Here is a 6,227-nt window from a genome sequence, read left to right on the forward strand (position 1 = left end):
GCCAGCGGCGGACTCCGGACGCCGGCGGCCGGCGCCGATCAGGAACGGATGCGGTCCGGCCGGCGGCGCGTCGTCGTGGCGCGGAGGACACCGAGGCTCAGGCCGGCACCGACCGCCGCCACGACCCCGGCGAGGAGGAACGGGACGAGGAACCCGCCCGCCGTCTCGGCGAGGAACCCGCCGAGCGGGGGACCACACAGCTGCGCCATTCCGAAGGCCAGGGTGCAGCGACCGAAGGCCCCGGCGAACTCCCGCGGGGTCAGGGAGTCCGACAGGTGCGCGGCGATGACCGCCGGCAGCCCCGACATCGTCAGTCCGAACAGCAGGGCCGACACCGAGGCCAGGGGCTCCAGGCCCAGCGGCACCAGCAGGATGGCTCCTGCCATGACCAGGTAGCCGCCGATCAGCGTGGCACCGCGACCCCACCGGTCGGACAGCGGTCCCAGCACGACCCCGCCGGCGGTCAGGCCGACGCCCACCAGCGTGTACACCGCCGAGGCGTGGCCGGCGGAGAAGCCCGCGTCGTCCTCGAGCGCGGTCACCAGGTAGCTCGTGTAGACGGAGTAGGCCAGGCCGTAGGCGGCGTACCCGCCGGTCAGACCGATCCAGCCGGGGACCCGTCGGAGGGCGCCGGCGCGCACGGGGGCCTCGTCGTCGCGGTGCGGCGCCGGCCGGAGCAGGAGCAGGCACAGCACGAGCGCGACCAGCGCCACCGCCGCCTCCACCAGGTAGACCGTGCGCCAGGAGGCATCGCCGCCCCGGGCCTGCAGGGTCCACGTCAGCGCGCTGGCGAACACGATCCCTCCGCCGATGCCCGAGCCCGCGACGCCGATCGCGGCACCGCGGCGCGACGGGCGGACGACGGAGCCCGCGAGCCCGGGAGCCGGCACCCAGATGAAGGCTCCGCCGACGCCGGTCAGGGTGAGTCCGACGGCCAGCTCCCCGGCGCCACCGGCGCGGGTCAGCAGCGCGAGGCCCACCGCGCTGCAGGCCAGGCCGGCCTGGATCAGCGCGGCCGGCCGGGCCCAGCGGGAGAGCGTGCTCACGGCCACGGTCCCGAGCAGGTACGCGGTGACGTTGGCCGTGGCGACCAACCCGGCCACCGCGTACGAGCCCAGCAGGTCACGGTTGATCGCCGGCAGCAGCAACGCGTACGAGAAGCGGCCGAAGGCCTGGGCGACGGCGGAGGCGAGGGCCACGAGCAGGACGAGCACGCGTGGCCGCACCCGCACGACGTCACCTCCGCACCTGCCCACGGACGACGCCGCACCGTGGCCGTCCGACGGGCCGAGTCCACCACCTCGGCGCTCACCCCGCCTGCGCCCGTCACGGCTCGACCGAGTGTCGTGTCCCCCGGGGCCCGGTCAGTCCTCGAGCCGCTCCACGGTCTGGCGCGAGACGGCGCGGGCGACGGCCGGCGACCACCTCGTCGAAGGCGACGACGGCGGCCTCGAACTCCTCGACGGTGCGCCGGTCGTCGGCCGCGATCTCGACGGCGTCAGACCCACCCCACGGCACGTGTGGCCGGTGCCGCGCCGGTCGGGGACCGGGTAGCTTGCAGCCGTCCGGGGCGTCCTCGGTCGTCGGCCCTGCGGCTCGAGACCGGGCGCCCACCCGTCACAGGACGAGGGGGTGGGACGTGCCGCGGGGATCGAGGAACGGGTTGCAGGAGGAGCTCCTCCGCCTCCTGCGGCCACCGGTGCCCCGACGGGCCGAGCTGCTCAGCGAGCGCGTGGCCCCCACGCTGGCCGGGATCGGTGACAGCATGGCCGGCCGGCCGGCGGACGAGGTCCTCGCCGCGCTGGACGCCGCGGTGCGGGACGCCGGCGGCACGCCGGACCGGGCGGCGCTGCGGGAGTTCGCGGCCGAGATCGAGGCCGGTGAGAACCCCTTCACCTGAGGAGGGGCCCTCCAGGCCCACCGAGCCGGTGAGGGGAGGGTCCCCTCTCCCTCAGCGGGCGCGGAAGAGATCGCGGCGGGCCTGGGCGACGAGGACGCTGGCGGCGGCGCTGTCGGTGTCCCCACGGCCGGCGATCAGGGCGGCGAGGTCGTCCCGGTCGCTGACGGTGGCGTAGTCGGCGAGCTCGCGCTCGAGCGCGCGACGAGCGCGCCGCTCGGCGCGGCGGCGGCGCAGCGCGTTCAGGAAGCCCAGGTCGGGCGTGGTGTCGGCGATGGCGAAGGCAGTGCCCTGCATGGTGGTCTCCACGGTCTCGGTCGTCGTGCTCTCGGTCGGTGTCTCCTCCTCCATGGTCGACCACCGGGCTTGGCACATGTCGCCGGAACACTGTGAGTGTGCCCACCACGGGTGAGCAGATGTGGCCGAGACCACCGGAGGCCGGATCGGAAACGAGGCACAGGTCATGCCGAAGCCCCGACGCGCCGGGGGTCAGCGACCGACCAGCGTGGTCTCGAAGTCGTAGCGGGACGCGCGGTAGACGTGCCGGCCGTACTCGACGGCCCCGCCCTGGTCGTCGAAGGCGGTCCGCTGCATCGTGAGGAGGGCAGAGCGCGGCGGCTCGTCGAGCAGGCGGGCCTCCTCGGCGCGAGCCAACCGCGCACCGATGCGCTGGTGGGCCACCCGCAGGTGCACGCCCTGGGCGCGCAGGTACTGGTAGAGGCCCCGCTCGGTCAGCTGCTCCACGGTCGGCTCGAAGCGCCCCGGCAGGTGGTTGGTCAGCAGTGCCAGCGGTTCCCCGTGCGAGCGCCGCAGGCGGCGCACCACGACGATCTCGTCGCCCTCGGTCACGTCCAGCTCCTTGGCCACGTCGGCCGGCGCCGGGACCCGGTCCAGTGACAACACCTCGGTCGTCGGCGCATCGCCGGCCCTGGAGAGGTCGTCGTACAGGCTGGTGAGCTCCACCGAGCGGCGCACGTGCGGCTGGATGACCTGGGTGCCGACCCCCCGCTTGCGCACCAGCAGCCCCTTGTCGACCAGCTCCTGCACCGCCCGGCGCACGGTCGGGCGGGAGAGCCCGTACCGCTGGGCGAGGAGGACCTCGTTCTCCAGCCGCGAGCCGGCCGGCAGGGCGCCCCCGGTGATCGCGCCCTCGATCGCCTGGGCGAGCTGGAAGTACAGCGGGGTCGGACTGGAGCGGTCGATGTCGAACATGAGCACAGGCCCTCCTCGGCTGCAGGCACCGCATCGGTCCGGCCGGCGACTCGGCACAACCGCCGGTTCATGATCGCACCTCAGCACGTCCTGTCGTCCTCACTCGTCCGTGGTGGTCGACATCCAGAAGTCCTGTTGGCTTTATGTCCTTACAAAGTCTTGACATGCGTGTGTGTCCCGGAGCACAGTCCCAGGGGCAGGCGGACCGGCGAGCAGGGGGACGGAGCACCGTGGGAAACGCCCGGGAGATGGTCGTGATGGGCCGCAGTGGGGTCGACGTCTACCCCCTGCAGGTCGGCGTCGGGCTCGAGGACGTCGAGACGTTCGGCAAGTTCCTCGGCGGCAGTGCCGCGAACGTGTCGGTCGCCGCTGCGCGCCTGGGCCACTCGGTCGCTCTGGTCACCGGGGTCGGCGACGACCCGTTCGGCCGGTTCGTGCGGCGGGCCCTGCGCGAGCTGGGCGTCGACGACGGTCTCGTGGTGGTCGACCCGGCCCACCCGACGCCGGTCACCTTCTGCGAGATCTTCCCGCCCGACGACTTCCCGCTGTACTTCTACCGCCGGCCCACCGCCCCGGACCTGCAGCTCCGCCCCGAGGACCTGGACACCTCGGCCATCCGGGACGCCGGCCTGTTCTGGGCGACGGTGACCGGCCTGTCCGAGGAGCCGAGCCGCTCGGCCCACCACGCCGCGTGGGAGGCCCGGGGACGGCGCCGGCACACCGTGCTCGACCTGGACTACCGGCCGATGTTCTGGACGTCGCGGGAGGAGGCGAGCGAGCAGGTGCGCGCGGCCCTCCCCCACGTCACGGTCGCCGTCGGCAACCGGGAGGAGTGCGAGGTCGCGGTCGGGGAGACCGACCCCGACCGCGCCGCCGACGCGCTGCTCGACGCCGGGGTGGAGCTGGCGATCGTCAAGCAGGGCCCCCGCGGGGTCCTGGGCAAGACCCGCACCGAACGGGTCGTCGTCCCGCCCACGCCGGTCGAGGTGGTCAACGGCCTCGGCGCCGGCGACGCCTTCGGCGGGTCGCTGGCCCACGGCCTGCTCACCGGCCTGCCGCTGGAGCAGGTGCTGCGCAACGCCAATGCCGCCGGCGCGATCGTCGCCTCCCGGCTGGAGTGCTCCACCGCGATGCCGACCGCCGCCGAGATCGAGGCCCACGTCACCGTCTCCCTGGAGGGCACCCGTGTCTGACACCGCCCTGGCCCCCACCGAGGTGCTCGGCGCCCCGCCGATGTGCACCACCTACGCCGAGGTCACCGAGCTGCGCAGCCGGGACCCGCAGGCCATCGGCCGGGCCCTGGCCGCGCGCCGCCGCCGACCGGCGTTCCTGCCCGAGGACGGCCGGCTCATGCTCGTCGCCGCCGACCACCCCGCCCGCGGCGCGCTGTCGGCCCAGGGGCGGCCGACGGCGATGAACAGCCGCACCGACATGCTCGACCGGCTGCGGACCGCGCTCGCCCGCCCCGGTGTGGACGGCCTGCTCGCCACCGCCGACGTCGCCGAGGACCTGCTGCTGCTCGGCGCGCTGGAGGAGAAGGTCGTGGTGGCCTCGATGAACCGTGGCGGGCTGGCCGGGGCCAGCTTCGAGCTCGATGACCGGATGACCGGTTACGACGTCGCCGGGGTGATCGCAGCGCGGTTCGAGGCGGCCAAGATGCTCAACCGGATCGACCTCGACGACCCCGGCACGGTGCGGATGCTGGAGCGGTCCGGGAGCGCGGTCACCGAGCTCGCCCGGGCCGGGGTCGTGGCCATGCTCGAGCCGTTCCTGTCCCGGCGGGTCGACGGGCGGGTCGCCAACGACCTCAGCCCCGACGGGGTCATCAAGTCGGTGCACATCGCCCAGGGGCTCGGCGCCACCTCGGCCTACACCTGGCTCAAGCTGCCGGTGGTCGCCGAGATGGAGCGGGTCATGGACGCCACCACGCTGCCCACCCTGCTGCTCGGCGGGGACCCCTCCCGCCGGCCCGAGGAGACCTACGCCAGCTGGCGCGACGCCCTGGCGCTGCCCGCGGTGCGGGGCCTCGTCGTCGGCCGCACGCTGCTCTACCCGCCGGACGACGACGTCGCCGCCGCCGTGGACACCGCGGTCTCCTTGGTGCACTGACGAAGGGCCCTCCTGCCCCCCACCGCTCGCGAGCTCGCGGCGGGCCCCTGCAGGAGGGCCGGGGCCGCCTCGGCAAGCCGCCGTCCTCCCCATCGCAGAGGAGCAGCACATGACCGCGACCACCGAGTCGCTGCACCTGCCCGCCGGTACCGCCGCCACCGGCCCGTACGCCCTCGAGGTGACGCCGGAGTCCGCCGGCTGGGGGCACTCGAGCCTGCGGGTGCTCGAGCTGTCCGCCGGAGGCCGCCACACGCTGGAGACCGGCCCCGACGAGGTCGTCGTCGTCCCGCTGGAGGGCGGTCTGGGCATCGAGTGCGACGGGGAGGTCCTGACCCTCGCCGGCCGCAGCGACGTCTTCGCCGGGCCGACCGACTTCGCCTACCTCCCGCGGGAGGCCACCGCGGCACTGTCCAGCCCCGGCGGCGGGCGCTTCGCGCTCTGCGGCGCCCGCGCCCGCCGGCGGCTGCCGGTCCGCTACGGCCCGGCCGCCGGCGTGCCGGTCGAGCTGCGCGGGGCCGGCCGGTGCAGCCGCCAGGTGAACAACTTCGCGACCGCGGACGTCTTCGAGGCCGACGCGATCATCGCCTGCGAGGTGATCACCCCTGGCGGCAACTGGTCGTCGTACCCGCCGCACAAGCACGACGAGGCCTCCGAGGTGGAGACCGAGCTCGAGGAGATCTACTACTTCGAGGTGGCGCCCGGGCCGGGGGGGCAGCCGGGCCTGGCCTACCAGCGGGTCTACGGCACACCCGATCGGCCGATCGACGTGCTGGCCGAGGTGCGCGACCGCGACGTGGTCCTCATCCCGCACGGCTGGCACGGTCCGTCGATCGCCGCCCCCGGCCACGACCTCTACTACCTCAACGTCATGGCCGGTCCCGGGGCCGAGCGCGCCTGGCGGATCGTCGACGACCCCCAGCACGCGTGGATCCGCGGCACCTGGGCCGCCGAGCCGATCGACCCCCGCCTCCCCCTGCACGACCCTGCGACCCCGAACGGAGAGTCCCGA

7 protein-coding genes are annotated in these 6,227 nt (G+C 74.7%); 4 read left to right on the top strand and 3 right to left on the bottom strand.

The window, feature by feature from the left end; all coding sequences use genetic code 11:
- Positions 1–38: 38 nt before the first annotated feature.
- Positions 39–1,232 (bottom strand): MFS transporter, encoded by a 1,194-nt coding sequence (locus ABQ292_RS18295; protein WP_369209022.1) that lies wholly within the window; start codon positions 1,230–1,232, stop codon positions 39–41.
- Positions 1,233–1,699: 467 nt separating this feature from the next.
- Here ABQ292_RS18295 and ABQ292_RS18300 point away from each other — a divergent pair, with 467 nt between their 5' ends.
- Positions 1,700–1,900 (top strand): hypothetical protein, encoded by a 201-nt coding sequence (locus ABQ292_RS18300; RefSeq protein WP_369209024.1) that lies wholly within the window; start codon positions 1,700–1,702, stop codon positions 1,898–1,900.
- Between the two features lie 51 nt (positions 1,901–1,951).
- Here the strand turns inward: ABQ292_RS18300 and ABQ292_RS18305 are convergent, their stop codons facing one another.
- Positions 1,952–2,194, bottom strand: a complete 243-nt coding sequence (locus tag ABQ292_RS18305; protein ID WP_369209026.1) for a hypothetical protein — start codon at positions 2,192–2,194, stop codon at positions 1,952–1,954.
- 192 nt (positions 2,195–2,386) lie between these two features.
- Entirely contained in the window at positions 2,387–3,109 is a 723-nt protein-coding gene (locus ABQ292_RS18310; protein WP_369209028.1) for a GntR family transcriptional regulator, read from the bottom strand.
- Positions 3,110–3,339: 230 nt separating this feature from the next.
- Between ABQ292_RS18310 and iolC the strand changes: the two genes are divergently transcribed.
- The 3 genes from iolC to iolB all read left to right on the top strand — a co-directional run.
- Complete coding sequence (iolC, locus tag ABQ292_RS18315; RefSeq protein ID WP_369209030.1) at positions 3,340–4,302, top strand: 5-dehydro-2-deoxygluconokinase; 963 nt, start codon at positions 3,340–3,342, stop codon at positions 4,300–4,302.
- Complete coding sequence (locus ABQ292_RS18320) at positions 4,295–5,218, top strand: class I fructose-bisphosphate aldolase (protein WP_369209032.1); 924 nt, start codon at positions 4,295–4,297, stop codon at positions 5,216–5,218. The genes iolC and ABQ292_RS18320 overlap by 8 nt, the downstream gene beginning before the upstream one ends.
- A 109-nt stretch (positions 5,219–5,327) precedes the next feature.
- A partial coding sequence (gene iolB / locus ABQ292_RS18325; protein WP_369209034.1) for a 5-deoxy-glucuronate isomerase occupies positions 5,328–6,227 on the top strand: 900 nt, incomplete at its 3' end.

It is taken from the genome of Geodermatophilus maliterrae, assembly GCF_041018925.1.
Classification (GTDB): domain Bacteria; phylum Actinomycetota; class Actinomycetes; order Mycobacteriales; family Geodermatophilaceae; genus Geodermatophilus; species Geodermatophilus maliterrae.

Bases quoted from the DNA above. Each gene is read 5' to 3' on its own strand.
- ABQ292_RS18305 (WP_369209026.1), bottom strand. From the start codon at position 2,194: ATGCAGGGCACTGCCTTCGCCATCGCCGACACCACGCCCGACCTGGGC.
- ABQ292_RS18310 (WP_369209028.1), bottom strand. From the start codon at position 3,109: ATGTTCGACATCGACCGCTCCAGTCCGACCCCGCTGTACTTCCAGCTC.